Genomic DNA, 24,368 nt, shown 5'->3' with positions numbered 1-24,368 from the left:
CAGTTTATGAGCATGGACAGGCCTGAAACGCCTCCCCCAGCTGGCGACTGGCCCTCCTCCGGGAAACATGCAATAGGAACGGACAGGATTTTTAGTCTGATCGGGGCGTCCGGCGCCCCTTATAAAGCCAAGAATTGGAGAGCCCGTGCGCATTCTTGATGAAGCCGTCATTCCCGAACTGCCGAATTATTACCGTGGCAAGGTGCGGGAAAACTACGATCTGCCCGACGGCAACCGCATCATCATATCCACCGATCGCCTGAGCGCCTTCGACCGGATCCTCACATGCATTCCTTATAAAGGACAGGTGCTCACCCAAACGGCGCGCTACTGGTTCGAGCAGACGAAGGATATTTGTCCTAACCATGTCGTGAGCTATCCCGACCCTAACGTCGTCATCGGCAAGAGGCTGGACATATTGCCGGTCGAAGTGGTGGTCCGCGGTTATCTGGCTGGCACCACCGGCACATCGATCCTGACCCTTTATAAGAAGGGCGAGCGGCAGATGTACGGCATGAGCCTGCCGGACGGGATGAAAGACAACCAGATTTTGCCTGAACCGGTGATCACCCCGACAAGCAAGGCATTCGACGGCGGTCACGACGAGCCGCTGACGCCGGCCGAGATTGTTGAGAAGAAGCTGTTGACGCAGGAGCAGTGGGACACGCTGTCCAATTATGCGCTGGCGCTGTTCAAGCGCGGTCAGGAGATTGCCGCAAAGCAGGGCCTCATTCTCGTCGATACGAAATATGAGTTCGGTACCGATGAAAACGGCACCATCATTCTCGCCGACGAAATCCACACGCCGGATAGCAGCCGCTACTGGATGGCCGACAGCTATGAAGAAAGCTTCCGCAACGGCACGCGGCCGGCGAGCTTCGACAAGGATTTCGTGAGAGCCTGGGTTGCCGAACGCTGCGATCCCTACAAGGACGACGTTCCCGAAATTCCACAGGACCTCGTTCTGCAGACCTCCAAGGTCTATATTGATGCTTACGAACGCATCACCGGACAGAGCTTCGTTGCCGACGATAGCGGCGAGACACCGCTTGCAAGAGTACGCCGGAATCTGGAGCCGTTCTTCCCCGGAGTCTGACCGTGAGCAAAATGATCGAACAGGCGAGAAAGGGTGACAGGAAGAACGACGCTTCCGTCAGACGCCGGCCTCGCCGTTCCGCCGAAGAAACGCGGCGGGACATTCTCGCCAAAGCCGAAGAACTTTTCCGGGAGCAAGGTTTCGGTGCGGTGGCAATTGCCGATATTGCCGCCGCGCTCGGCATGTCGCCCGCCAATGTCTTCAAGAATTTCAACTCGAAAAACGCGCTCGTCGACGCCATAGCGTTTGAGCAGATCAGCGAGTTCGAACGGAACATCCAGCCGCTGGACAAGGGCCAACCGCCGCTTTCAAGGCTGCGCCACCTCGCCCGCACCCTGATGGAGCTGCATCATCGGGACCTCAACGACAATCCTTATATTTTCGAAATGATCCTGATGACGGCCAAGCAGGATATGAAGTGCGGCGACTATTATAAATCCGTGATCGCGAACCTGCTGGCCGATATTATCCGCGACGGCATCGATGCCGGAATTTACGCCGAGGCCAATGTTCCGCCGCTTTCGGAAACCGTGCTTCATGCGCTCACAAGCGTCATCCATCCCGTTCTCATCGCACGGGAAGATATCGGCAATTTGGCAACACGTTGTGATCAACTCGTCGATTTAATCGATGCGGGATTACGCAATCCGCTTGCTAAGTGACGATTCCCAATTTACGTCACCTTCTCGCAATTGCTTGCGAAGCGCAAAAGCCTGCGCTTCTATGCGCGTGGCGGTCCGGACAGAATGAGCGAATCGGGTCCCTTCCAAGGCCCTCGCCTGTCGTGTCTGTTTCCGGACGCGCATCCGCCGAGCGACATTGCGCTTATAGTTGAATGCGATCAATACGCAGGGAAGAACGATGAGCCGACGTATTTTACCCCTATTTGCTTCTCTGTGTGTGGCCGCAGCTCTGGCGGGATGCAGCGATGGCGGCGACAGCAGCAAGACCGCCGGCCAGGGTGCCGAGCGGCCGCCGTCTCCGGTCAGCATCATCCTGATGAAGAACAGCGAATATCCCCTCACCACGGTTCTTCCCGGCCGCGCCAGCGCGTTCCAGACGGCGGAAATCCGCCCGCGCGTGACTGGCATCATCCGCGAAATTCCTTTCAAGGAAGGCAGCGAGGTCAAGCAGGGCGATATTCTCTACCAGATCGAGGACAACACCTACCTGGCAGAAGTAGCCCAGGCCAAGGCGAACGTTGCGAAGGCCGAAGCCAGCATTCCGAGCGCCCAGGCGAACCTTGCTCGCTATGAGCGGCTGGTCAATAGCGGCGCGACGCAGATCGAATATGAAAACGCCAAGGTGACACTGCTTCAGGCCGAAGCCGATGTGGCACAGACCAAGGCCGCTCTGGAAACGGCTGAGATCAACCTCGATCTCACCAAGGTCCGCGCGCCTTTCGACGGCATCACCAGCGCGACCGCTTTCAGCATCGGCAACGTGGTGACGGCAAACCAGACGACGGCCTTGACAACGCTGCGCCGTATCGATCCGATCTATATCGACCTGATGGAATCCAGCATCAATCTCCTGCGCCTGAAAAAGGCGATCTCGTCGGGCCAGCTCGGCGGCGATACGAAGGAGACCGGTATTCATCTGACGCTGGAAGACGGTACCGAATATAAGCATGACGGCAAGATCGACATGTCCGACATGGCGGTGAGCGAAACCACGGGCACCTTCTCCATCCGCGCCCTCTTCGACAATCCCGACGATCTTCTGCTTCCCGGCACCTATGTCCGCGCCACGCTGACCATCGGCAAGGAAAAAGGCTTCCGCATTCCGCAGCGCGCCGCAAGCCGCAACGCCAACGGCGAACTGACCGCAAAATTCGTGACAGCGGAAAACAAGGTGGAAACCCGCACCTTCCCGTCCAGCCAGCAGTCGGGCAATGCCTGGCTGGTGACGGAAAACGTCAAGGATGGCGACAAGCTCATCGTCGACGGTTTCCAGTGGATTGCCGATGGCGCGACGGTCGCACCGGTTGAAGTGACCATCGACGATCGCGGTATCGTCGTTCTGCCGCAGCAAGCTCCGCCTGCCGCCGCCCCCACGAAATAAGCATGAGCACGAAACCCTTGGTCGAAGCTCGTAAAAGGTAAGGCAGGACTGCCATGGCCCATTTCTTCATCCGGCGCCCCGTTTTCGCATGGGTTATCGCCATCGTCATCATGCTGGGAGGCGCCCTTGCGATCTGGACGCTTTCCATTTCGCAATATCCCGACATTGCACCGACAACCGTCCGCGTCAGCGCGACCTACAACGGCGCGAGCGCGGAGACCGTCGAGAAATCGGTGACGACCATCATCGAAGATGGCATGACCGGTCTCGATGACCTCACCTATATGACCTCGTCGTCCTCGACCGGCAGCGCCGAAGTGACGCTGACCTTCGGCAACAGCATCCTGCCGGACATCGCGCAGGTTCAGGTGCAGAACAAGCTGCAGCTTGTCCAGTCGCAGCTGCCCGATACGGTGCAGCAGCAGGGCATTCAGGTCAGCCGTTCCACATCGAGCATCCTGATGGTCGGCGCGCTCATCTCCACCGACGGCAAGCGCAATTCGGCCGATCTAGGCGACGTGTTCTCTTCGCGTGTCGAAGACCAGATCAAGCGCCTGGAAGGCGTCGGCAGTATCAACGTCTTCGGTTCCGAATATGCGATGCGCATCTGGCTCGATCCGTTCAAGCTCAACAAATACCAACTGACCACGGCAGACGTCACCAGCGCCATCCAGAGCCAGAATACCCAGGTTTCGGTCGGTTCGCTCGGCGCCGTGCCCGCCGTCAAGGGCCAGCAGCTCAACGTCACGGTGACGGCGCAGAGCCAGCTCACCACCGTCGCCGATTTCGAATCGGTCATCCTGAAAGTCGAAAAGGACGGCGCAACCGTCCGTCTCAGCGACGTTGCTCGTATCGAGATCGGTCAGGAAACCTATGGTGGCGATTCCCGCTCCAATGGCCGCCCGTCGGCCGGCTTCGCGGTCAATCTCGCCACGGGTGCCAACGCGCTCGACACGGCGGCGCGCGTGAAAGCGGCCCTGACCAATGTCGAGGGCTCGCTGCCGGAAGGCGTCGCGATCGAATATCCCTATGACACCACGCCCTTCGTGAAACTGTCGATCGAGAAGGTGGTGCATACGCTGATCGAGGCGATCATCCTCGTCTTCGTCGTGCTTCTGGTGTTCCTGCAAAACCTCAGGGCCACCTTCATTCCGATGATCGCCGTGCCGGTCGTGCTTCTCGGCACCTTCGGCATCCTGGCGCTCACCGGATATTCCATCAATACACTCACCATGTTCGCCATGGTTCTGGCCATCGGCCTTCTCGTCGACGACGCCATCGTCGTTGTCGAAAACGTCGAGCGCATCATGTCGGAAGAGGGCCTGTCCCCGGTCGAAGCGACCGAAAAGTCGATGGGCGAAATCACCGGCGCAATCATCGGCATCGCGCTGGTCCTGACCGCCGTGTTCATTCCCATGGCCTTCTTCGGTGGATCGACGGGCATCATCTATCGCCAGTTCTCGGTCACCATCGTTTCGGCCATGCTGCTTTCGGCCGTGGTCGCCATCGTTCTGACGCCGGCGCTCTGCGCAACGATGCTGAAGCCCATCGATCACCACAAGAAGCAGCGTGGGCCGGGTGCCTGGTTCAACCGCGGCTTCGGCAAGACGACGGACGGCTATGTGTCCTCCATCGGCTATCTGCTGAAACGCCCGCTGCGCGTGATGATCCTCTTCGCGATCGTCATCGGCGGCTGCACCTGGTTCTTCTCGAAGCTGCCAAGCTCGTTCCTGCCGCAGGAAGACCAGGGCGTGCTGCTGACGATCATCCAGACGCCGACCGGTTCGAACATCGAACGCACCAACGAGGTGGTGAAACAGGTCGAAAGCTACTTCCGCGAAAAGGAAGCCGCCAATGTCGAATCGGTTTTCGGCGTGCTCGGCTTCAGCTTCAGCGGTTCCGGCCAGAACAACGCCATCGTCTTCACCAAGCTCAAGGATTTCGCCGAACGAACCGCGCCTGATCAGCACGCCGGCGCCATCGTGCAGCGTGCAATGGGCACCTTCTTCGGTTTCCGCGATGCGCAGGTGTTCCCGCTTCTGCCGCCGGCCATTCAGGGCATGGGCACATCGAGCGGTTTCTCGATGTATCTGGTGGATAGCGGCCGCAACGGCACCGACGCCCTGACCGCCTCATCGAAGGAATTGATCGCGCTTGCCACCAGCAATCCGAAGATCAGCTCACTCCGAAGCGACAGTCAGGACAATGAAACGCAGATGAAGATCATTCTCGATCAGGAAAAGATGGGCGCCATGGGGGTCGATCTCGCCTCCGTGAACCTCATGCTGTCGACGATCTTTGCCGGCCGGGATGTCAATGACTTCACCCTGAACGGCGAATTGAAGCCCGTCTATGTTCAGGGCGACGCGCCCTATCGCATGCAGCCGGACGACCTCAAGTTCTGGTATGCGCGCAACACCAACGGAGAGATGGTGCCTTTCTCCTCCTTCAGCGAGGTGAAGTGGATCAACGCTCCGCCGTCTCTCGCCCGCTTCAACGGCACGGGTGCGATCTCGCTTGAAGGCACCGCCGGTGCGGGCGTCGCTTCCGGTGACGCCATGGACGAGATGGAGCGCCTGACGGCAGGCCTGCCGGGCGGTTACACGGTGGCATGGCAGGGCATCTCCTATCAGGAACGGCTTTCCGGCTCGCAGGCCCCGATGCTTTACGCGCTATCGGTGCTCATCGTGTTCCTTTGCCTTGCCGCACTTTATGAAAGCTGGTCGATCCCCTTCTCGGTCATCATGGCCGTGCCGGTGGGCGTTCTTGGCGCATTGACCGCGGCGCATTTCTTCGGCCAGTCGAACGACGTCTACTTCAAGGTGGGTCTTTTGACGACCATCGGCCTTGCCGCGAAGAATGCGATCCTGATCGTCGAATTCGCCAAGGAAAGACAGGAGCACGGTTTAAGCCTGATGGAAGCGACGCTGGAGGCGGCGAAGCTGCGCCTGCGTCCGATCATCATGACATCGCTCGCCTTCATCCTCGGCGTCGTGCCTCTCGCAATCGCAACCGGAGCGGGTTCAGCCGCACAAAATGCAATCGGTATCGGGGTTCTGGGTGGTATGCTTTCTGCAACACTCCTCGGAATTTTCTTCGTTCCGTCCTTTTTCGTCATCATTCGTCGCCTTTCAAGGCGTTAACAAAACAAAAATGGGCTGTGCCAACCGTTAATACGCTGCTAGAAATGTTGCCGATTTGGCAAATGCACGTTTCTACGGCATATCGACCGCGCAGCCCATTTGTCAGCAAGCCGCGCTCGGTAAGCCAACCAGAGAATTGGGAAAATTACATGCTGTCTATTCGCGCCACTCTTCCCCTGACAATGCTGCTGCTTTCAGGCTGCGTTGTAGGACCCGACCACAAGACGCCGGAAATCCAATTACCGGGAAAGTTTGCGGAAGCCGGAAAAACCGGCAATGGCGACATCAGCAGCGTGGCATGGTGGACTGCCTTTAACGACAGCCGCCTGAACGGATACGTTTCCACGGGCCTCGCACAGAACCTGACGGTGATGCAGGCGATCGAGCGCATCAACCAGGCGGAAGCCCAGGTGATCTCGGCCGGCGCAGGCGGTCTGCCCAGCCTCACGGCTCAGGGACAGCACACGACCAGCCAGACCAAGGGCAGCTACCGTGACGTTCCCGTCACCAACGCGTCCTCCGGCGGCCTCAGCGTTTCCTGGTTCCTCGACCTCTTCGGTCGCTATCGCCGGGCAACCGAAAGCGCCGATGCATCGCTCGATGCGGCTTACTCCACGGTCGACGTCCAGCGCCTGACGCTGATTTCGTCTGTCGCCGCCGCCTATATCGATGTGCGCTATTATCAGGAGCGTCTGGCGATTGCCCGCCAGAACCTGAGCTCCCGCCGCGAAACGCTGGATCTGACCAAGCTGCAGCTCGAAGCGGGCGCTGCCTCGCGCCTCGATGTCGTCCAGTCCGAAGGTCTGGTCAATTCCACGCTGTCGCAGATCCCTGGCCTCGAAACCAGTTTCCGCAAGGCCGCGCATCGCATCGCAACCCTGCTCGGCATGCCGGCCTCGTCGCTCATTGCCGAGTTGCAGAAGGGCGCGCGCCAGCCTGTCGCACGCGCAATTCCCCGCACCGGCATCCCGGCCGACCTCATCCGCAACCGTCCGGACATTCGCGTTGCCGAACGCAATCTCGCCGCTGCGGTCGCCTCGATCGGTGTTGCCGAGGCTCAGCTTTATCCGAGCATCGAACTCGGTGGCGCGATTACCCCGAGCTACAACTTTGTGAGCGGCGGAGGCCGTGGATCGGCCAATAGCTGGTCGTTCGGTCCGAGCCTCGTGCTGCCGATCCTCGATGGCGGCAAGCTTCGCGCCAATGTCGACCTCGCCAACTCCCAGGCACGCGAGCAATATCTCGTCTGGAAGGCGACCGTTCTCAACGCGGTGGAAGAAGTCGAAAACGCCCTGGCCGCCGTCAACCGCGACCAGCGTACCGTGGATGCACTGAGAAAGACCGTTTCCTCCTACCAGGAAGCGCTGCAGCTCTCCACCGCCAGCTACCGCGACGGCGCATCGTCTCTGCTCGATGTTCTGGATGCCCAGCGCTCGGTCTCGGATGCGCAGGCAAACCTTGCCACGGCAATCCAGCAGACCGCGCAGGATTATGTGTCGCTGAACGTGGCGCTCGGCGGTGGCTATGCCGTTGGCCAGCCCACGCCGAAGAAGTCTGCCGGCCCGACCGTGGCCGCGGCAAAGGGCATGTAAGAACGGCCCCCAAGGCAATTAAAAAAAGCCCGCGTCTCGACGCGGGCTTTTTGCTGTTGAGGGTATAAAAAAAGCACCGGTCACCCGGTGCTTTTTTCGAGCTGGCAATCAGGCTCAGTTCTTGGCGCGCTCGACGTAGGAATTGTCTTCCGTCGCGATGACGACGCGGATGCCGGCATCGATATGCGGCGGCACCATGGTGCGGATGCCGTTGGAGAGAATTGCCGGCTTGTAGGAAGAAGAAGCCGTCTGGCCCTTCACGACCGGTTCCGTTTCGGTGATTTCCAGCGTGACGTGACGCGGCAGTTCAACGGCCAGCGGGTTGCCTTCATGGATGGAAAGAACGCAGGTCATGCCTTCCTGCAGATAAGCCTTCTGCTCACCCATCGTTTCGACGTCGACAACGACCTGATCGTAGTTGTCCGGGTTCATGAAGTGGAAGCCTTCGCCGTCTTCATAAAGGAACTGGAAGTTCAGGTCTTCGACGAAAGCGCGCTCGACCTGTTCGGTGGTGCGCCAGCGCTCGGAAACCTTCACACCGTCAACGATGCGGCGCATGTCCACCTGCGTGACTGGCGTGCCCTTGCCGGGGTGAAAGTTCTGCGCGGTGAGAACGACGTAAAGCTTGCCGTCCACGTCGAGAACATTGCCCTTGCGGACGGATGAGGCGATAACCTTGACCATATGACTTCCTTGTAACTCGATGAAATGCGTCGTAAAGGACTGCGCGGCAGCACCGGCCCCGGCAGACGTTTTGTCTTTTTTCTGGGGCGCAACTACCTTAAATCCGCACGAATTGCCAGCCTTCTACAGCAATTCACGGAAGAGTGCCTAGCGGTTTTCCGCCCGGAATTGCTTTAAATGACGCGATCAGGCGTTTTGCGGGCCGTTTACCCGCAATTCAGCGCCGCAGAGAAGACGGAAAAGAACAGAAGATGCGCGCAGGCAAAGAGACAATGTCACCCTGGTGGACGCCCGACGTCCATGCCGACCGCCGCGCTTTTCTCCTTGGCCGCAATGCGATCCAGTCGGCGTTTCGCAGCTATTTCGCCCGTGCGGATTTTCTCGAGGTCGATACCGCCACCCTGCAGATTTCCCCCGGCAACGAGGCGCATCTACACGCATTTGCCACCGAGGGCCTGACTCCGGGCGGCGAGGCCGTGCCGCTCTATCTCCATACCTCGCCGGAATTCGCCTGCAAGAAACTGCTCGCCGCCGGTGAAAAACGCATTTCCTGTTTCGCCCATGTTTACAGGAACCGGGAAAGAGGCCCGCTGCACCACCCGGAATTCACCATGCTGGAATGGTATAGGGTCGGCGAGACCTATGAGAGCCTGATGAAGGACAGCGCCAATCTTCTGGCGCTGGCAGCCGAAACCGCCGGAACGAAACATTTCAGCTATCGCGGCCGCAGCGTCGATCCGTTTCTGGAGCCCGAACGCCTGAGCGTCGCCGAGGCCTTCGAGCGTTATGCGGGCATTGACCTTTTGGCGACCATCAGCCGAAATGGCGAAACGGATGAGCGCCACCTTGCAGCGAGCCTCACCCATGCCGGCATCCGCGTGGCCGATGACGATACCTGGGCGGATATGTTCAGCCGCGTCATCGTCGAGCGGGTGGAGCCGGAACTGGGCTTTGGCAGAGCGACCATTCTCGACGAATATCCCACCAGCGAAGCCGCCCTTGCCCGCAAGTCGCCGAAGGATGCGCGGGTGGCGGAACGTTTCGAGCTTTATGCCTGCGGCGTGGAACTTGCCAATGCCTTCGGCGAATTGACCGATGCGACCGAACAGAGGCGACGCTTTGAAATGGAGATGGCCGAAAAGCAGCGTGTCTATGGTGAAACCTACCCGCTCGATGAGGATTTTCTCGCCGCGCTCGCCATCATGCCGCCGGCAAGTGGCATAGCGCTCGGTTTCGACCGGCTGGTGATGCTGGCCACCGGCGCGCCCCGCATTGATCTCGTCATGTGGGCACCCGTTGCGGAATATGGACGATGACAGGGCTTGAAACCATCAAGACGCCCGAGGCGCTTCTCGAGGCGGGGCTGATCGAAGCCGACGCGCTGGAAAGCCTGCGCGCGGTCACCCAGCGTTACGCGCTGGCCATCACGCCTTCGGTTACCGGGCTGATGGACAGCCGCGATCCGCACGACCCCATCGCCCGGCAATTCGTGCCGGACGTCGCCGAACTCATCCAGCTTGCCGAAGAAAACGACGATCCGATCGGCGATGACGCCCACAGCCCCGTGCATGGCATCGTTCACCGTTATCCCGACCGGGTTCTCTTGAAGGCAGTACATGTCTGCCCGGTCTATTGCCGTTTCTGTTTCCGCCGAGAAATGGTCGGGCCGCAGGGCAATGGCATGATGACCCCGGAGGAGCTGGACGCCGCATTCGACTATATAAAGGCGAGGCCCGCCATCTGGGAGGTCATCCTCACCGGCGGCGATCCGCTGGTACTCTCCCCACGTCGCCTCTCTGATCTGATGAAGCGGTTGAGGGACATACCGCATGTGAAGATCGTCCGCTTCCATACCCGTGTACCGGTGGTCGACCCCGATCGCATCGACGGGGCCCTGATCGACGCGCTGAAAGCCAGCGGCAAGACCACCTATGTCGCCCTGCATGCGAATCACGCGCGTGAACTTGGCGAAGAAGCCCGATGCGCTTCGGCGCGGTTGATCGATGCCGGTATCGCCATGGTCAGCCAGACCGTGCTTTTGAAAGGCGTCAATGACGACCCGGCGATTCTCGCCGAGCTGATGCGCGCCTTTGTCGAGACCCGCATCAAGCCTTATTACCTGCACCATCCGGATCTCGCGCCCGGCACCAGCCATTTCCGGCTGACGATAGAAGAAGGGCAGCGAATCGTTTCCGCCCTGCGCGGACATGTCTCCGGTCTCTGCCAGCCGACCTATGTTCTCGACATTCCCGGTGGCCACGGCAAAGCGGCAATTGGCAGAAATGCGGCCGAAAAAACAAACGGTGGCTGTTATTCCGTGTCAGACTTCAACGGAAACGAGCATATTTACCCACCCCAGGCATTCGGTAGCGATTAAAAAAGCATAAAAAGCCCGCAGTGCCGGGCTTTTCGAGAGTGGCTTCGGACGAAAACAAAAATTTCACATTTCCGCCCCTCTCCTGTCATCATAAAGAAAAATATTCTACCTATAACAATCAGCATTGATTTTAGTGCTGGTCTGGATTATCAGTGTGGAACTGGAGAACGAGTCTCCTGATTCCGGGCCAACACCAATACAGGGAGTGTGTCATGTCAAAACATATCAACATTAACGCAATCCTTGGTCTTGAGTCCTGGAATGCTGGATTTAAATCCACGTGTTCCCGCTGCTGTCGAATGTGACCTGACGGTCTCAATTTCCTGAAAATCAGTTCGACAACATGCTGTGTGAATTAGCCACAGCGGGAGTATATTATGCAGAAGCAAGTCATTGAATTCGCTGGCGAACCCGTCGGCATCGTTATCCCGGACAATGACCGGTTGAAGTTCATCGCGGTGAAGTTCCACGTTCACGATCTGGACGAACAGAAGTTCGACAGCGCCGACGACGTGCAGATCGCCATTCGCGATCTCGTGCGCAACCGCAACCTGGCCGCGGCCTGATGCGGGAAAAGCATCGCCCGCTTGAAGAAATTTCAAAACCAGAGCGCGCCGAAAATCGGATTCCGAACACCGGGCCGACGGCGCGCTTTTCTTTTGTGTGACAATCCGCAGGCCCACATCGCCGGCCATATATCGCGTGTCAAACGTCACCAGTTGAACTGAAGCAGCTCCCCACTACCCGGACTTGTCAAAACGCCGTAAAGGTCAGCGTCGTCAGCGAACGCACGATGCCCGGAATATTGACGATGTTCTGGTTGATGAACTTGCCGATATCCTCTTCCTGCGGAAGATAGATTTTCAACAGCAGATCATATTCGCCGCTGGTGGAATAAAGCTCGGAAACCAGCTCCGTTTTATAGATGGCATCGGCGACATCATAGGTCTTGCCGGGTTCGCATTGAAGCTGAACGAAAATGGGCTTCACGGACATCTCCCGTATTGGAACTTTCGGTGCGTGGCGGCGCGCGCCACGCGTCATGCCGCACTATTGGCTGAGCCGCGCCGCTCTTGCAAGACCGCCCGCCGGTTTACGCCGAAAACTCCTCCGTCCTGCCACCGGCCCCACGGGCGGCCTCGGAAACGATCCAGCGCCGGAAACTCTCGAGCGGAGCATATCCGGCACGATCCGGCATGCAGGCGAGATAATAGGCCTCTTCGCTTTCCACTTCCCCTGCAACGGCCGCGACGAGACGACCGCTTCGCACCTCCTCCTCGATCATGAAGGAGGGGATGAGCGATGCTCCAACGCCCGCGCTCGCCGCCTCGGCAATGGTGGTGAACTGATCGAAAAGCATACCGTGCACATTCTCGAAACGCACATCATGGCCGCGAAACCACTGTTCCCAGGCATCTGGCCGGGTCGTCATGTGCAGCAGCGGCACATGCAGCAGGTCGCCAGGTGTCGAAAGTCCGTAGCGCGCCTTGAAGGCCGGGCTGCATACCGGAATGACCTTTTCATGCATCAGGAAAACCAGCTCGGTGCCCGGCCAGTGCGGCAAGCCGAAATGGATCGCTGCATCGACAGTATCGGTGCGGAAATCGAACAATGACGACCGTGTCAGGAGATTGACGGAAACGCCCGGATGCCGAGCGATGAAATCCGGAAGACGCGGCACCAGCCAGCGCGTGCCGAAGCTGGGCAGAACACCGAGGTTGAGCGTGCCGCCATCCGGATTGGCGCGCAGATTGAGGGACGCGGTCGAAATACGCCGCAAAGCCTCGCGGATTTCCCGCGCATAACCTTCCCCCGCCCGGGTCAACCGGATGGTCTGTCGTTCGCGCAGAAACAGCGCCACGCCAAGCTGCTCTTCAAGCGCCAGGATTTGCCGGCTGACCGCGCCCTGTGTCAGGCCAAGTTCCCGCGCCGCAGCCGTGACGCTGCCCGTGCGCGAAGCGGCTTCGAAAGCCGCCAGCAGCGAAAGCGACGGCAGAAAACGGCGCGGTGGCAGAACCATATTCCCTCACGGAATGAACTCTTGACGATATGTCGATATTCAACAGGCAGAAGCGCTTGTAAAGTCTCATAAACAAGGGCTTGTCACTCATACGAAAAACAAATGAACTTGCCCGGAACATGGTGGAACGATGTATAACGACCCCCGCTCGCACGGCCTCTGGGAAAAGACCGCGCCGCAACCGCCCGCAACTTCGGCCTTGCAGGGCCCGGCAGTTGCCGATGTCGTCGTCGTTGGCGGCGGTTTCACCGGGCAATCCGCCGCCCTTCATCTTGCCGAAAGGGGTGTGGACGTCGTTCTTCTTGAAGCAAAAGAAATCGGCTTCGGCGGCGCCGGCCGCAATGTCGGCCTCATCAATGGCGGCATGTGGGTCATGCCGAAGGAACTGCCCGGTGTGCTGGGGGAGACCTACGGCGAACGGCTTCTCGGCCTTCTCGGCAACGCCCCGCTTCTCGTGCGCGAACTGGTGGAAAAACACGAAATCCCCTGCGAAATCGAGAAAAACGGCACGCTGCATTGTGCCGTCGGCGAAAAAGGGCTCGCCGAAATCCGCGAGCGCTGCGAGCAATGGTCAGCGAGGGGCGCGCCCGTCCGTGTTCTCGATGCCGATGAAACGGCGAGACGCATCGGCAGCACCGCCTATTCCGGCGCACTTCTCGACACCCGCGCCGGCACACTCCAGCCGCTGGCCTATGTTCGTGGCCTGGCCGCAGCCGCACAAAAGGCAGGCGTGCGGCTGCACACCGCAAGCCCCGTGATAGCCACCGAACGCGACGGGGGGAAATGGCTGGTGAAGACACCGCAGGGCTCGGTAAGTGCCGACTGGATCGTTGTGGCCACGGAAGCCTATAGCACCGGCCCCTGGCAGATCGTTCGTGATGAGCAGGTCTACCTGCCCTATTTCAACTTCGCGACCCGGCCGCTCGGCGACAATCTGCAAAAAAGCATCCTGCCCGGCCGTGAAGGCTGCTGGGACACCAAGGAAATCCTCTCATCCTTCCGAATGGACAAGGCAGGGCGACTGGTCTTCGGCAGCGTCGGGGCCCTAAGGGGACCGGGCGCCACCATTCATCGGGCATGGGCAAAACGCTCGCTGAAGCGGCTTTTTCCGCAGCTCGGCGACACGGAATTCGAATGCGAATGGTATGGCCAGATCGGCATGACGGACAATGCCGTGCCGCGTTTCCATAAATTCGCGGAGAATGTCGTCGGATTCTCAGGCTATAACGGCCGTGGCATCGCGCCGGGCACGACCTTTGGCAAGGTGATCGCGCAGCATATTCTCGGAGAAATCGCCGAAGCCGATCTGCCCTTACCTGTGACGGAGCCGAAAGCCCAGGCTTTCCGCGCAGTGAAGGAAGCCTATTACGAGACGGGCGCGCAAATCGCCCATTTCGCCGGTGAGCGGTTTTGACGGCAAAAGCTGGCGGCCGTTTTGAGGTTAAATTCCCAACTGTCTCATACTCGACGTCATCCTTGGGCTTGTCCCAAGGATTTAATCACGTCGCATTCAAATGACACGTCGCAGATGCCCGGGACCGGCCCGAGCGTGACGGAAGTGGGATTTTCAGCCTAACCACCTGCTTACAGAAACATCCGCAGCCGCTGCTTTTCCGCACCCCAGTCGATATATCCTTGAAAATATAATGATTGCCCTATAGGCCTATCGTTATATTCATCGGAATATATCTAACTCGGGGGACGTCATGAGACTTATGCGCCGCAGCTTCTTCAAAACCATTGCCGCCGCCACATCCTTCTGGATGGCGGCCTCCTTCGTGGCTGTTCCGGCTCATGCCGCCGAAAAGGTCACGGTTTTTGCCGCCGCGAGCATGAAAAACGCGCTCGATGCCATCAATGCGGAATGGGCGAAGGAAAGCGGCAACGAGGCGACGGTTTCTTATGCCGCAAGCTCGGCACTCGCCAAGCAGATCGAACAGGGCGCACCGGCGGATATTTTCATCTCCGCCGACCTCGCATGGATGGACTATGTCGCCGACAAGAAACTGATCAATGCCGACAGCCGCTCCAATCTTCTCGGCAACCGCATCGTTCTCGTGGCGCCTGCAGACAAGGCAAAGCCGGTCGAGATCAAGCAGGGCTTCGATCTTGCCGCTCTCGTGGGTGATGGCCGCCTCGCCATGGGCGCGGTCGATTCCGTTCCCGCAGGTAAATATGGCAAAGCCGCGCTGGAAAAGCTGGGCGTCTGGTCCTCCGTCGAAACGAAAGTCGCCGGAGCGGAAAGCGTGCGTGCAGCACTGCTGCTCGTCTCGCGCGGCGAGGCACCCTATGGCATCGTTTACCAGACCGACGCCGCCGCCGATCCCGGCGTCAAGATCGTTGGCACCTTCCCCGAAGACAGCCATCCGCCGATCATCTACCCGGTTGCCATTCTTTCGGAAGCAAAATCGCCGGCAGCGAAGTCCTATCTGGATTTCCTGAAATCCGCGAAGGCGGCGCCCTTCTTCGAAAAGCAAGGCTTTACCGTTTTGAAATAAGCTTGCTTCAGGCCCGCTTCCCGGCGGGCCATGAAACATGACGATTGCAGGATATGACATTGCATTGGTGGACACTCAGCGCTGAAGAATGGACGGCGATCAGGCTCAGCCTGTGGGTGTCCTCCATCGCCATGCTTGCCAGCCTGCCCTTCGGCATCGCGGTGGCCGTGGCGCTGGCGCGCGGCCGCTTCTGGGGCAAGTCGCTGCTTAACGGCATCGTGCACCTGCCGCTCATTCTGCCGCCCGTTGTCACCGGCTTTCTGTTGCTCGTCCTCTTCGGTCGCCGTGGCACGATCGGACAGTTTCTCGATACGTATTTCGGCATCGTCTTTTCCTTTCGCTGGACAGGGGCGGCACTTGCCTGCGCCGTCATGGCCTTTCCACTAATGGTGCGCTCCATCCGCCTCTCCATCGAAGCGGTGGACCGCAAGCTGGAAGAGGCGGCGGGAACATTGGGGGCAAGTCCGCTCTGGGTGTTCCTCACCGTCACACTCCCCCTCACTCTACCCGGCATCATCGCCGGCATGATCCTCGCTTTCGCCAAGGCCATGGGCGAATTCGGTGCGACCATCACCTTCGTTTCAAACATTCCCGGTGAGACCCAGACACTTTCCGCCGCCATCTACACCTTCACGCAGGTGCCGGGTGGCGATGCCGGCGCATTGCGCCTCACCATCGTTTCGGTCGTGATTTCCATGCTGGCCCTGCTCGTCTCGGAATTTCTGGCCCGCATCATCGGCAAACGGGTGAGCATGGAATGACGCTTTCAGTTTCCGCGCGTCACCATCTCGGTGCCTTCGAACTCGACGCGTCCTTCACCTCTGACGGCGGGGTGACCGCGCTGTTCGGGCGTTCCGGCTCCGGCAAGACATCGATGATCCGCATCATTGCCGGCCTGTTGCGGCCGGATGAGGGACAGGTTTCGCTTGATGGCGAAGTGCTGGCCGATAGTGGAAAGTGCCTGTTTCTGCCGGCCCACAAACGCCGCTTCGGTTATGTTTTTCAGGAGGCACGGCTCTTCCCGCATCTCAGCGTGGCGCAGAACCTGCGATACGGCAGATGGTTCGCCGCAGGCAAAGAGACAAATGCGAATGACGACCACATCATCGACATGCTCGGCATCGGCCATCTTTTGCAACGCCGCCCGAACAGGCTGTCCGGCGGGGAAAAACAGCGTGTCGCCATCGGCCGCGCGCTGCTCTCCTCACCCCGACTGCTGCTGATGGACGAACCGCTCGCCTCGCTGGACGAGCAGCGGAAGGCCGAAATCGTCCCCTATCTCGAGCGGCTGCGCGACGAGACGAAAATTCCGATCGTTTATGTCAGCCATTCCATCCAGGAAGTCGCCCGCCTTGCCGACCGTATCGTCGTGATGAAGGACGGCAGGGTGGAGACGGAAGGAAAAGCGGCCGAGGTTCTGGCGAGACCCGATTTCAGCCTGCATCTCGAGCGGCGTGAAGCGGGCAGCATCCTGTCCGGGCGTATCGAAAGCTTCGATGAACGCCATGGCCTTGCCGCCGTCCGGCTCAGCACGGCACTGCTGCAGGTTCCGGCAAAGAAGGCGGCGCCGGGCAACCCCGCGCGGGTGCTGATACCGGCACGCGATGTCATGCTGGCTCTGGTGAAACCCGAGGGTCTCAGCGCGCTCAACATTCTCGAAGGCCATGTCGCCGATATCTCGACGAACGAAGACGGCATGGTGACGATCCAGGTGGATTGCGGCGGCGATATCATCCAGTCGCGCATCACCGACCTGTCCCGTGAGCGGCTGCAACTGGAACCCGGCAAACCGGTGCATGCGATCATAAAGTCGGCGGCTCTCGATCCCTATTGATGAGCGCATCATCAGGGTTGCGGTTGGCCTCCAGCCAGTCGATATCCGCGCGCAGAGCCTTGTTCATCCGCTCTTCCATGCCGCGATAACGCTCCAGCAATTCAGCGCCGAAGGCGGTCAGAGCCGCGCCGCCGCCCTGCTTGCCGCCGCGCTGGGATTCGATCACCGGCTGCCGGAACATGTGGTTCAGCGCATCCACCAGCAGCCATGCCCGGCGATAGGACATATCCATCGCCCGCCCGGCGGCCGAGATCGACCCGGTCTCGACAATCAGCTCCATCAACTCGACCTTGCCGTGACCCAGACGCTCTCCGGGAGGGAAGTCGATGCGTAGGACAGGCTTCAGCAGCGGGCGTGTCTCGCTCATGGTTCAAACACCCCGGCCATGAATGTCACGATAGGCCTTTTGTGCGCCCGCCACCGGCAGCGCCTTGGCCTCATAGACCCCGCGCGCCACCGCCCGCGCCATCACGATTGTCGCGAGATAGCAGAGTTCGGCGAAGTGAGCGCCACCCTCAAGCGGTTTGTCGCCAGTCGCGGCCGCGAACATGGTGTCGCCATCGCTCGGCAGATGGGCGGGAAGCACGGCGCGCGCCAACCCATCATGCGCCATGATGGAGAGGCGGTGGGCCTGCGCCTTGGTGAGTATGGCGTCCGTCACCACTGCGCCGATTGTCGTCGCGGTGAGATTGACGCCCTTGAGGCGCAATGCGGTATCATCCGCTGAAAAACGATCCGGAAAACCGCAATCGCCAAATTCGCCGTCAGCCTCAAAAGGCGCGGACCAGAAATGGCGGCTCGCGCCGACGGTGGCGGAGCCCAGCGCGTTGACGGCAACGATTGCCGCCACTTTGTATCCACCGGAACTGACGGCACTTGCCGAACCAAGCCCGCCTTTGAAAGTGGCCGTGGTCGCCCCCGTTCCGGCACCAACCGTTCCTAACGCGAAGGGGGCAGCGTGCGCCGCCTTGAAGGCCGCATATCCCATCTCGCGATAGGGCGAATGCAGCCCCCAATCCTTGCTCCCGCCGTTCAGCAGATCCATCAGGATCGCCTGCGGCACGATGGGCACGCGGGTGGAGCCCACCTGCAGGCCACGGCCGATCTCCCGCAAACCGGCCTGAACGCCACCCGCCGCATCCAGCCCGAAGGCCGAACCACCGGAGAGCACCAATGCGTCCACCGTCTCCACGGTCATGGCCGGGTCCAGCAGACCGGTATCGCGTCCACCGGGCGCACCACCAAGAACCGAACCGGAGGCGATGGCGGGCTTTTCGAAAACAATCGCCGTAACGCCGGAGCCGAGGGTAAGATCGGTGACATTACCGACCGAAACGCCGTCGATATCCGTGAGAAGATTGTTGCGTGCCGCCATGCCGTTTCCCTTTTCTTTCGGTATCCCGCCGCCACGGCGCACTGTCAACGCAAAAGACCTGCCCGCCTTCGGCCGAAAGCCGCTATCAGGAGAAAACCGCAGTGCCGATCACGGGTGTCGAAGGCACCGCCATATCCCTCGGCTCCAGCGGACCGGACCTGAAAGCCTGGTGGCCGGCCTCAATGGCACTGGCGAAAGCCGCCGCCATTCCGACAGGATCACCCGCGCCCGCAACCGCCGTGTTGAGAAGAACGGCATCGTAACCAAGCTCCATCACGGTCACCGCGTGCGATGGCCGGCCAATACCGGCATCGACGATCAGCGGCACCTCGGGAAATCGCGCCCGCATCGATTTCAGCGCCATCAGATTGAGCGGCCCCATGGCGCTGCCGATCGGCGCGCACCAGGGCATCAGCACCCTGCAGCCCGCCTCCAGCAGCTTTTCACCAACAACAAGATCGTCGGTCGTATAGGGGAAGACCTCGAAACCCTCCTCGCAGAGAATCTTGGCCGCTTCGACCAGCGCAAAGACATCGGGCTGCAAGGTATCGTGATGGCCGATGACTTCGAGTTTGATCCAGTTGGTGCGGAACACCTCCCGCGCCATCTTCGCCGTCAGCACCGCTTCCTTGACGGTATGGCAACCGGCCGTATTGGGGAGAATATGCCGGTCCAGTTCGCGGACCAGCTCGAAAAACTGACCGCCCTTCTTAGCCCCCGCCATTTCCCGGCGCAGCGAAATCGTCAGGATATCCGTGTTGCTCGCCCGCACCGCATCCGCGAGCACCGCGGGAGACGGATAACGCGCCGTGCCGAGCAGAAGACGGGACGAGACCTCGCGGCCATAAAGTGTCAGCATGGTTTCAGCCTCCCTGCATTGGCGAGAGGATTTCGACGCGATCGAAAGCCTTCAGCACGTAACCGGCACGCTCTTCCGAATGCACCAGATCGCCGTTTACTGCCGTCGCCAGCCATTCGCCTTCATATTCGAGGCTGGCGAGCAGACCGGCCAGCGTCTCAGTGGCGAGATCAAGCTCGTCGCCATTCACCAGAAGCTTCATGATCCTGTTCCTTGTAAGAGAGAGTTTCGCAGACGATTCCGGCTGCCTGCCGCGCCATGGCCGGCGAAAGCAGAAAGCCGTGCCGGTGCGCGCCGTTGATGAAGATGGTTCGGCCATCCTCGGTGACCTTCGGCAGATTATCGGGATAAGCCGGCCGCACGCCCGTGCCGGTTTCGATGATTTCCGCCTCCGCAAAGGCCGGATGAACCGCATAGGCGGCGTTGAGGAATTCCATCATCGAGCGGGCGGAAATGGCTCCCTTGTTCTCCGTCTCGATCATCGTCGCCCCCACCATGAAGCGGCCGGGCTCGCGCGGCACGATGTAGAGCGGAATGCGCGGATGCAGCAGCCGGATGGGGCGGGAAAGGGAAACCTCCCGCGTGGCGAGGTAGAGCATTTCCCCCCGCACACCACGAAGACGGGGAATCTTGCCCACCGCCGCAGGCCCGGTGCAATCCACAACCCGTTCGAACGACCGTTCATCCACGAGGACACCCATATGAAACCGGACACCCATGGCGCAAAGCCGCTGATACAGCGATGCTAGTGCAAGACGCGGATCGAGATGGCCTTCATCGGCAAAATAGAGCCCGGACCGGAAGCGGCCGGCAAGATCAGGCTCCAGATCGGCGATCTCGGCCTCACCCACCCATCGATAGCCGCTGGTCCTCGATGCAAAACGTGAAAGCTCCACCTTGTCACGGGCAGGCGCGACGACCAGCGTGCCGTTGCGGACCACAAGGCCGGGCGTCGCTTCATCCCACCAGTCGAGTGCCGCCTTGCCGAGCGTCAGAACCGCCTCGTCCGCACTTTCACGCTCGCACCAGGGCGCCAGCATGCCGCCCGCATAAAAGGACGCACCACGAGAGGGTTCGGCATTGCGCTCGCAAACCTCCACGGTGACCCCACCCCGTGCCAGCTCGAAGGCCGCCGTCAGTCCGGCGACCCCCGTTCCCTTGACAAGAACACGCATTTTATTCGGCGCTAGCGGACGCCGGCAGCGGCATGTAGAGCTCGCCACCCTCCTTGAAACGCGCGGCCATGGCCTCAAGCCCCTCCTTCTGTGCCTCGGCGCGGATATCGTGGGAAATCCGCATCGAGCAGAATTTCGGCCCGCACATGGAGCAGAAATGCGCGACCTTGTGCGCCTCCTTCGGCAGGGTCTCGTCATGGAAGGAACGTGCCGTATCCGGATCGAGCGACAGGTTGAACTGGTCCTCCCAGCGGAACTCGAACCTTGCGCGTGACAGCGCATCGTCCCGCACCTGCGCGGCCGGATGGCCCTTGGCAAGATCGGCGGCGTGGGCAGCGATCTTGTAGGTGATGACGCCGACCTTCACGTCGTTGCGATCCGGCAGGCCGAGATGTTCCTTCGGCGTGACATAGCAGAGCATTGCCGTGCCGAACCAGCCGATCATCGCCGCGCCGATGCCTGACGTGATGTGGTCGTAGCCGGGCGCGATATCTGTGGTGAGCGGCCCGAGCGTGTAGAAGGGCGCCTCGCCGCAGGTCTTCAGCTGCTTGTCCATATTCTCCTTGATCTTGTGCATCGGCACATGGCCGGGGCCTTCGATCATCACCTGGCAATCCTTCGCCCAGGCGATCTGCGTCAACTCGCCCAGCGTTTCCAGCTCGGCGAACTGCGCCGCATCATTGGCGTCGGCAATCGAGCCAGGACGCAGGCCGTCACCCAGCGAGAAGGAGACGTCGTAAGCGCGGCAGATGTCGCAAATCTCCTCGAAATGCTCATAGAGGAAACTTTCCTTGTGGTGATGCAGACACCACTTGGCCATGATCGACCCGCCGCGCGAGACGATGCCGGTGACGCGGTTGACGGTGAGCGGGATGTAATGCAACCGCACCCCGGCATGGATGGTGAAATAATCCACCCCCTGCTCCGCCTGCTCGATCAGCGTATCGCGGAACACCTCCCAGGTAAGATCCTCGGCAATGCCGTTGACCTTCTCCAGCGCCTGATAAAGTGGCACCGTGCCGATCGGCACCGGCGAATTGCGGATGATCCATTCACGGATATTGTGGATGTTGCGGCCAGTAGACAGGTCCATGACGGTATCCGCACCCCAGCGGATGGCCCAGACCATCTTCTCCACTTCTTCCGCCATGGAGGAGGTGACGGCGGAATTGCCGATATTGGCATTGATCTTGACGAGAAAATTGCGGCCGATGATCATCGGCTCAAGTTCGGAGTGGTTGATATTGGCGGGAATGATGGCGCGGCCGGCCGCCACTTCCTGACGCACGAATTCCGCCGTGACATAGTCGGGAATATGCGCGCCGAAACTCTCGCCGTCCCGCGCGAGCTTTTCCTTCGCAGCCTCGCGGCCGAGATTTTCGCGGATGGCGATGAATTCCATTTCCGGCGTGACGATGCCCGCCCGCGCGTAGGCAAGCTGCGTCACCGCCTTGCCCGCCGTGGCTCGCAGCGGCTGGTGGCGCATGGCAAATTCGGGCGTCAGGCGCTCGCCGGTGGCAAAGCCGTTATCCTCCGGCTTGACGTGCCGTCCCTCATAAGCCTCGACATCACCGCGCGCCACAACCCAGTCGTGACGCAGGCGCGGCAGACCCTTTTCGATCAGAACCGGATGCGTCGGATCGGTATAGGGACCGGAGGAATCATAGACCGTGACCGGCGGTTCACCCGCAGTCGGGTGCACCGCGATCTCTCGCATCGGCACGCGAATATGCGGATGTAAAATTCCGGGTTTATGGATTTTCGTGGAGGCAGCATGCGGCCCGGTGGTGACGACAAGCGGGTTGGTCTTGGCAACGATATTCATCTTGAGGCTCCAAAGTTTGACTGTGGAGACCCAGTTCGAGCCGGAATGATGGAAAATACCGAAGTGCCGATACCGGACGTCCTGACGCCAGCCGACCTTCGATCTTTGCACCGTCCCTACGCCAGTATGAACTGGATCAGGTTCAACGGGTCACTGCGCATGAAAGCAGAATCTCAGCCCCTTGACGGGACACCCCTGGTGAATGATCACAGCAAAAAACACCGCTCGGCTTTTGTCAAGGCCGCCGATCAACGCTTGGCAAAGGTGCGGGAATGGCGCATGCTGCCGTTAGTTGTAATTAACCTAACGGTTTAGGCGAATATTATCGTTTGCCACGTAACGATAAGCACAAACCATCCTGATGTGAAATTCATGGGAGATACGTCGGAATGAATGCGACTATACGTGAAATACTGGCCAAATTCGGCCAGCTTCCAACCCCTGTCGATACGATTGCAGATGAGGCCGATCTTTATGCGGCGGGCCTCTCTTCCTTCGCATCCGTGCAATTGATGCTGGGTATCGAAGAAGCTTTCGATATAGAATTTCCCGATAACCTGCTGAACCGCAAGTCTTTCGCCAGCATCAAGGCCATTGAAGACACCGTTAAGCTCATTCTGGATGGTAAAGAGGCAGCCTGATGAACGTGACCGTTGCGCCGCAGGATGAAACTCTGTCCGCGCGCGCGGGCCGTGTCGCGGCAATTGCCGCCAAACATGCAGATGAGGTGGATATCACCGGCCGCTTCCCTGAGGAAGCCGTCAATGCCCTGCGGCAGGAGCGCCTGCTCGGCATCCAGGTCCCCTCCTCGCTGGGCGGCGAAGGCACTTCCCTGCAGGAAATCGCCGATATCTGCGCCCGGCTCGGCCAGGCCTGTTCGGCAACCGCGATGATTTTCGCCATGCACCACATCAAGCTGTCGAGCCTGGTGGAACATGGCGTGGAGAGCACCTGGCATCCGGGCTTCATGCGCCGCGTTGCCGGCGAACAGCTTCTGCTCGGCTCCGCCACCACCGAAGGCGGCATCGGCGGCAATCTGCGCAACTCCATCTGCGCGATCGAAGTCGAGGGTGATTCCTGCCGGCTGGAAAAGGATGCCACCGTCATTTCCTATGGCAGCAATGCCGACGCCATCCTCATCACCTCGCGCGCCCACAAGGATGCCGCGCCCGCCGATCAGGTGATGACCGTGTTTCTGAAAAACCAGTACACGCTTGAAAAGACCCATGTCTGGGATACGCTCGGCATGCGTGGCACCTGTTCGGACGGTTTCCTGTTCCGCGGCGAAGCGCCGGCGGCACAGATCTTCCCGAAGCCTTTCGCGGAAATCGCCGCACAATCCATGCTGGCAAGCTCCCATCTCCTGTGGAGCGCCGTCTGGTATGGCATTGCCTCGGACGCCGTGTTGCGCGCCCAATCCTTCGTCAGAGCCGCAGCGCGCAAATCGCCCGGCACCGCCCCTCCGGGCGCCATCCGCCTTGCGGAAGTCTCCACAAAGCTGCAGGTGGTGAAATCCAACATCATTGCCGGCATCAAGGCTTACGAGGACACCAAGAGCGACCCGGAAAAGCTGATGTCGATGGCCTTTGCGGTGGCCATGAACAATGTGAAGATTTGCTCTTCGGAAACCATTCTCGAGATCATCGACCATGCCATGCTGGTCTGCGGCATCATGGGCTACAAGAACGGCACGCCCTACAGCCTCGGCCGGCATCTGCGCGACGCGCATTCCGCCCGGCTGATGATTTCCAACGACCGTATTCTCGGCAATTCCGCCAATCTCCTGCTGGTTCATAAGCAGGACACCAGCCTCTTGGGATAAGACC

General features: G+C 60.0%; 23 protein-coding genes and 1 riboswitch. Of the genes, 14 read left to right on the top strand and 9 right to left on the bottom strand.

Features of this window, described 5'->3' with window-relative positions:
• Positions 1-145 precede the first annotated feature (145 nt).
• From O3S81_RS23245 to O3S81_RS23225, 5 genes are all read left to right on the top strand, one after another.
• The gene (locus O3S81_RS23245) at positions 146-1,096 is read left to right on the top strand and encodes a phosphoribosylaminoimidazolesuccinocarboxamide synthase (RefSeq protein WP_269347073.1); all 951 of its coding nucleotides are present in this window, start codon (positions 146-148) and stop codon (positions 1,094-1,096) included.
• 2 nt (positions 1,097-1,098) lie between these two features.
• Entirely contained in the window at positions 1,099-1,758 is a 660-nt protein-coding gene (locus O3S81_RS23240; RefSeq protein ID WP_331284204.1) for a TetR family transcriptional regulator, read from the top strand.
• A 199-nt stretch (positions 1,759-1,957) separates the two neighbouring features.
• Positions 1,958-3,160 (top strand): efflux RND transporter periplasmic adaptor subunit, encoded by a 1,203-nt coding sequence (locus O3S81_RS23235; RefSeq protein ID WP_269347072.1) that lies wholly within the window; start codon positions 1,958-1,960, stop codon positions 3,158-3,160.
• Positions 3,161-3,213: 53 nt separating this feature from the next.
• Positions 3,214-6,303: an efflux RND transporter permease subunit gene (locus O3S81_RS23230; RefSeq protein WP_269347071.1), complete on the top strand. Its 3,090-nt coding sequence runs from the start codon at positions 3,214-3,216 to the stop codon at positions 6,301-6,303.
• 149 nt (positions 6,304-6,452) lie between these two features.
• Complete coding sequence (locus O3S81_RS23225) at positions 6,453-7,895, top strand: efflux transporter outer membrane subunit (protein ID WP_269347070.1); 1,443 nt, start codon at positions 6,453-6,455, stop codon at positions 7,893-7,895.
• 114 nt (positions 7,896-8,009) lie between these two features.
• Here O3S81_RS23225 and efp read toward each other — a convergent pair whose 3' ends face one another.
• Positions 8,010-8,579 carry an elongation factor P gene (gene efp / locus O3S81_RS23220; protein WP_269347069.1) on the bottom strand — a complete coding sequence of 190 codons (570 nt, stop codon included), beginning with the start codon at positions 8,577-8,579 and terminating at the stop codon, positions 8,010-8,012.
• 251 nt (positions 8,580-8,830) lie between these two features.
• On the opposite strand from efp, the gene epmA reads away from it, so the two are divergent.
• The 3 genes from epmA (at position 8,831) to O3S81_RS23205 (ending at position 11,522) form a co-directional block, all read left to right on the top strand.
• Complete coding sequence (epmA, locus tag O3S81_RS23215; RefSeq protein ID WP_269347068.1) at positions 8,831-9,895, top strand: EF-P lysine aminoacylase EpmA; 1,065 nt, start codon at positions 8,831-8,833, stop codon at positions 9,893-9,895.
• Complete coding sequence (locus O3S81_RS23210; protein ID WP_269347067.1) at positions 9,892-10,956, top strand: lysine-2,3-aminomutase-like protein; 1,065 nt, start codon at positions 9,892-9,894, stop codon at positions 10,954-10,956. The genes epmA and O3S81_RS23210 overlap by 4 nt, the downstream gene beginning before the upstream one ends.
• 377 nt (positions 10,957-11,333) lie before the next feature.
• Positions 11,334-11,522 (top strand): hypothetical protein, encoded by a 189-nt coding sequence (locus O3S81_RS23205; RefSeq protein WP_269347066.1) that lies wholly within the window; start codon positions 11,334-11,336, stop codon positions 11,520-11,522.
• A 187-nt stretch (positions 11,523-11,709) separates the two neighbouring features.
• Here the strand turns inward: O3S81_RS23205 and O3S81_RS23200 are convergent, their stop codons facing one another.
• Positions 11,710-11,946 (bottom strand): Lrp/AsnC ligand binding domain-containing protein, encoded by a 237-nt coding sequence (locus O3S81_RS23200; RefSeq protein ID WP_003521320.1) that lies wholly within the window; start codon positions 11,944-11,946, stop codon positions 11,710-11,712.
• A 103-nt stretch (positions 11,947-12,049) separates the two neighbouring features.
• Positions 12,050-12,976: a LysR family transcriptional regulator gene (locus tag O3S81_RS23195; RefSeq protein WP_269347065.1), complete on the bottom strand. Its 927-nt coding sequence runs from the start codon at positions 12,974-12,976 to the stop codon at positions 12,050-12,052.
• 130 nt (positions 12,977-13,106) lie between these two features.
• Here O3S81_RS23195 and O3S81_RS23190 point away from each other — a divergent pair, with 130 nt between their 5' ends.
• The 4 genes from O3S81_RS23190 to modC all read left to right on the top strand — a co-directional run bounded on the left by O3S81_RS23190 (position 13,107) and on the right by modC (position 17,308).
• The gene (locus O3S81_RS23190; RefSeq protein WP_269347064.1) at positions 13,107-14,390 is read left to right on the top strand and encodes an NAD(P)/FAD-dependent oxidoreductase; all 1,284 of its coding nucleotides are present in this window, start codon (positions 13,107-13,109) and stop codon (positions 14,388-14,390) included.
• 292 nt (positions 14,391-14,682) lie between these two features.
• On the top strand, positions 14,683-15,474 hold the full coding sequence (modA, locus tag O3S81_RS23185; RefSeq protein WP_269347063.1) for a molybdate ABC transporter substrate-binding protein: 792 nt from the start codon (positions 14,683-14,685) through the stop codon (positions 15,472-15,474).
• Between the two features lie 53 nt (positions 15,475-15,527).
• Positions 15,528-16,235 (top strand): molybdate ABC transporter permease subunit, encoded by a 708-nt coding sequence (gene modB, locus O3S81_RS23180; protein WP_269347062.1) that lies wholly within the window; start codon positions 15,528-15,530, stop codon positions 16,233-16,235.
• On the top strand, positions 16,232-17,308 hold the full coding sequence (gene modC / locus O3S81_RS23175; protein WP_269347060.1) for a molybdenum ABC transporter ATP-binding protein: 1,077 nt from the start codon (positions 16,232-16,234) through the stop codon (positions 17,306-17,308). The genes modB and modC overlap by 4 nt, the downstream gene beginning before the upstream one ends.
• Here the strand turns inward: modC and O3S81_RS23170 are convergent.
• The 6 genes from O3S81_RS23170 to thiC all read right to left on the bottom strand — a co-directional run bounded on the left by O3S81_RS23170 (position 17,277) and on the right by thiC (position 22,542).
• Positions 17,277-17,675: a winged helix-turn-helix domain-containing protein gene (locus O3S81_RS23170; RefSeq protein ID WP_269347059.1), complete on the bottom strand. Its 399-nt coding sequence runs from the start codon at positions 17,673-17,675 to the stop codon at positions 17,277-17,279. The genes modC and O3S81_RS23170 overlap by 32 nt on opposite strands.
• A 3-nt stretch (positions 17,676-17,678) precedes the next feature.
• Complete coding sequence (locus tag O3S81_RS23165) at positions 17,679-18,683, bottom strand: P1 family peptidase (RefSeq protein WP_269347058.1); 1,005 nt, start codon at positions 18,681-18,683, stop codon at positions 17,679-17,681.
• A gap of 85 nt (positions 18,684-18,768) precedes the next feature.
• A complete protein-coding gene (locus tag O3S81_RS23160; RefSeq protein WP_269347057.1) occupies positions 18,769-19,542 on the bottom strand; it encodes a thiazole synthase in 774 nt (257 codons plus the stop codon).
• Positions 19,543-19,546: 4 nt separating this feature from the next.
• On the bottom strand, positions 19,547-19,744 hold the full coding sequence (gene thiS, locus O3S81_RS23155) for a sulfur carrier protein ThiS (RefSeq protein ID WP_269347056.1): 198 nt from the start codon (positions 19,742-19,744) through the stop codon (positions 19,547-19,549).
• Positions 19,713-20,717 carry a glycine oxidase ThiO gene (gene thiO, locus O3S81_RS23150; RefSeq protein WP_269347055.1) on the bottom strand — a complete coding sequence of 335 codons (1,005 nt, stop codon included), beginning with the start codon at positions 20,715-20,717 and terminating at the stop codon, positions 19,713-19,715. The genes thiS and thiO overlap by 32 nt, the downstream gene beginning before the upstream one ends.
• Before the next feature lies 1 nt (position 20,718).
• On the bottom strand, positions 20,719-22,542 hold the full coding sequence (gene thiC / locus O3S81_RS23145; RefSeq protein WP_269347054.1) for a phosphomethylpyrimidine synthase ThiC: 1,824 nt from the start codon (positions 22,540-22,542) through the stop codon (positions 20,719-20,721).
• A 95-nt stretch (positions 22,543-22,637) separates the two neighbouring features.
• Positions 22,638-22,749: riboswitch (TPP riboswitch) on the bottom strand.
• 182 nt (positions 22,750-22,931) lie between these two features.
• On the opposite strand from thiC, the gene O3S81_RS23140 reads away from it, so the two are divergent.
• Positions 22,932-23,183, top strand: coding sequence for an acyl carrier protein (locus O3S81_RS23140; protein WP_003504852.1), 252 nt, complete (start codon positions 22,932-22,934; stop codon positions 23,181-23,183).
• Entirely contained in the window at positions 23,183-24,364 is a 1,182-nt protein-coding gene (locus tag O3S81_RS23135) for an acyl-CoA dehydrogenase family protein (protein ID WP_269347050.1), read from the top strand. Before O3S81_RS23140 ends, O3S81_RS23135 begins: the two co-directional genes overlap by 1 nt.
• Positions 24,365-24,368: the final 4 nt, after the last annotated feature.

The organism is Agrobacterium sp. SOY23, from assembly GCF_027212525.1.
Lineage (GTDB): Bacteria > Pseudomonadota > Alphaproteobacteria > Rhizobiales > Rhizobiaceae > Agrobacterium > Agrobacterium tumefaciens_I.
Note: the sequence above shows the minus strand (reverse complement) of the source record. Positions and strands in the feature narration are given on the sequence as shown.

What these genes read in the sequence shown, in the direction of transcription:
- O3S81_RS23235 (WP_269347072.1), top strand. Translation starts at nt 1,958, where the DNA reads ATGAGCCGACGTATTTTACCCCTATTTGCTTCTCTGTGTGTGGCCGCA.
- O3S81_RS23230 (WP_269347071.1), top strand. Translation starts at nt 3,214, where the DNA reads ATGGCCCATTTCTTCATCCGGCGCCCCGTTTTCGCATGGGTTATCGCC.
- O3S81_RS23225 (WP_269347070.1), top strand. Translation starts at nt 6,453, where the DNA reads ATGCTGTCTATTCGCGCCACTCTTCCCCTGACAATGCTGCTGCTTTCA.
- efp (WP_269347069.1), bottom strand. Translation starts at nt 8,579, where the DNA reads ATGGTCAAGGTTATCGCCTCATCCGTCCGCAAGGGCAATGTTCTCGAC.
- epmA (WP_269347068.1), top strand. Translation starts at nt 8,831, where the DNA reads ATGCGCGCAGGCAAAGAGACAATGTCACCCTGGTGGACGCCCGACGTC.
- O3S81_RS23210 (WP_269347067.1), top strand. Translation starts at nt 9,892, where the DNA reads ATGACAGGGCTTGAAACCATCAAGACGCCCGAGGCGCTTCTCGAGGCG.
- O3S81_RS23205 (WP_269347066.1), top strand. Translation starts at nt 11,334, where the DNA reads ATGCAGAAGCAAGTCATTGAATTCGCTGGCGAACCCGTCGGCATCGTT.
- O3S81_RS23195 (WP_269347065.1), bottom strand. Translation starts at nt 12,976, where the DNA reads ATGGTTCTGCCACCGCGCCGTTTTCTGCCGTCGCTTTCGCTGCTGGCG.
- O3S81_RS23190 (WP_269347064.1), top strand. Translation starts at nt 13,107, where the DNA reads ATGTATAACGACCCCCGCTCGCACGGCCTCTGGGAAAAGACCGCGCCG.
- modA (WP_269347063.1), top strand. Translation starts at nt 14,683, where the DNA reads ATGAGACTTATGCGCCGCAGCTTCTTCAAAACCATTGCCGCCGCCACA.
- modB (WP_269347062.1), top strand. Translation starts at nt 15,528, where the DNA reads ATGACATTGCATTGGTGGACACTCAGCGCTGAAGAATGGACGGCGATC.
- modC (WP_269347060.1), top strand. Translation starts at nt 16,232, where the DNA reads ATGACGCTTTCAGTTTCCGCGCGTCACCATCTCGGTGCCTTCGAACTC.
- O3S81_RS23170 (WP_269347059.1), bottom strand. Translation starts at nt 17,675, where the DNA reads ATGAGCGAGACACGCCCGCTGCTGAAGCCTGTCCTACGCATCGACTTC.
- O3S81_RS23165 (WP_269347058.1), bottom strand. Translation starts at nt 18,683, where the DNA reads ATGGCGGCACGCAACAATCTTCTCACGGATATCGACGGCGTTTCGGTC.
- O3S81_RS23160 (WP_269347057.1), bottom strand. Translation starts at nt 19,542, where the DNA reads ATGCTGACACTTTATGGCCGCGAGGTCTCGTCCCGTCTTCTGCTCGGC.
- thiS (WP_269347056.1), bottom strand. Translation starts at nt 19,744, where the DNA reads ATGAAGCTTCTGGTGAATGGCGACGAGCTTGATCTCGCCACTGAGACG.
- thiO (WP_269347055.1), bottom strand. Translation starts at nt 20,717, where the DNA reads ATGCGTGTTCTTGTCAAGGGAACGGGGGTCGCCGGACTGACGGCGGCC.
- thiC (WP_269347054.1), bottom strand. Translation starts at nt 22,542, where the DNA reads ATGAATATCGTTGCCAAGACCAACCCGCTTGTCGTCACCACCGGGCCG.
- O3S81_RS23140 (WP_003504852.1), top strand. Translation starts at nt 22,932, where the DNA reads ATGAATGCGACTATACGTGAAATACTGGCCAAATTCGGCCAGCTTCCA.
- O3S81_RS23135 (WP_269347050.1), top strand. Translation starts at nt 23,183, where the DNA reads ATGAACGTGACCGTTGCGCCGCAGGATGAAACTCTGTCCGCGCGCGCG.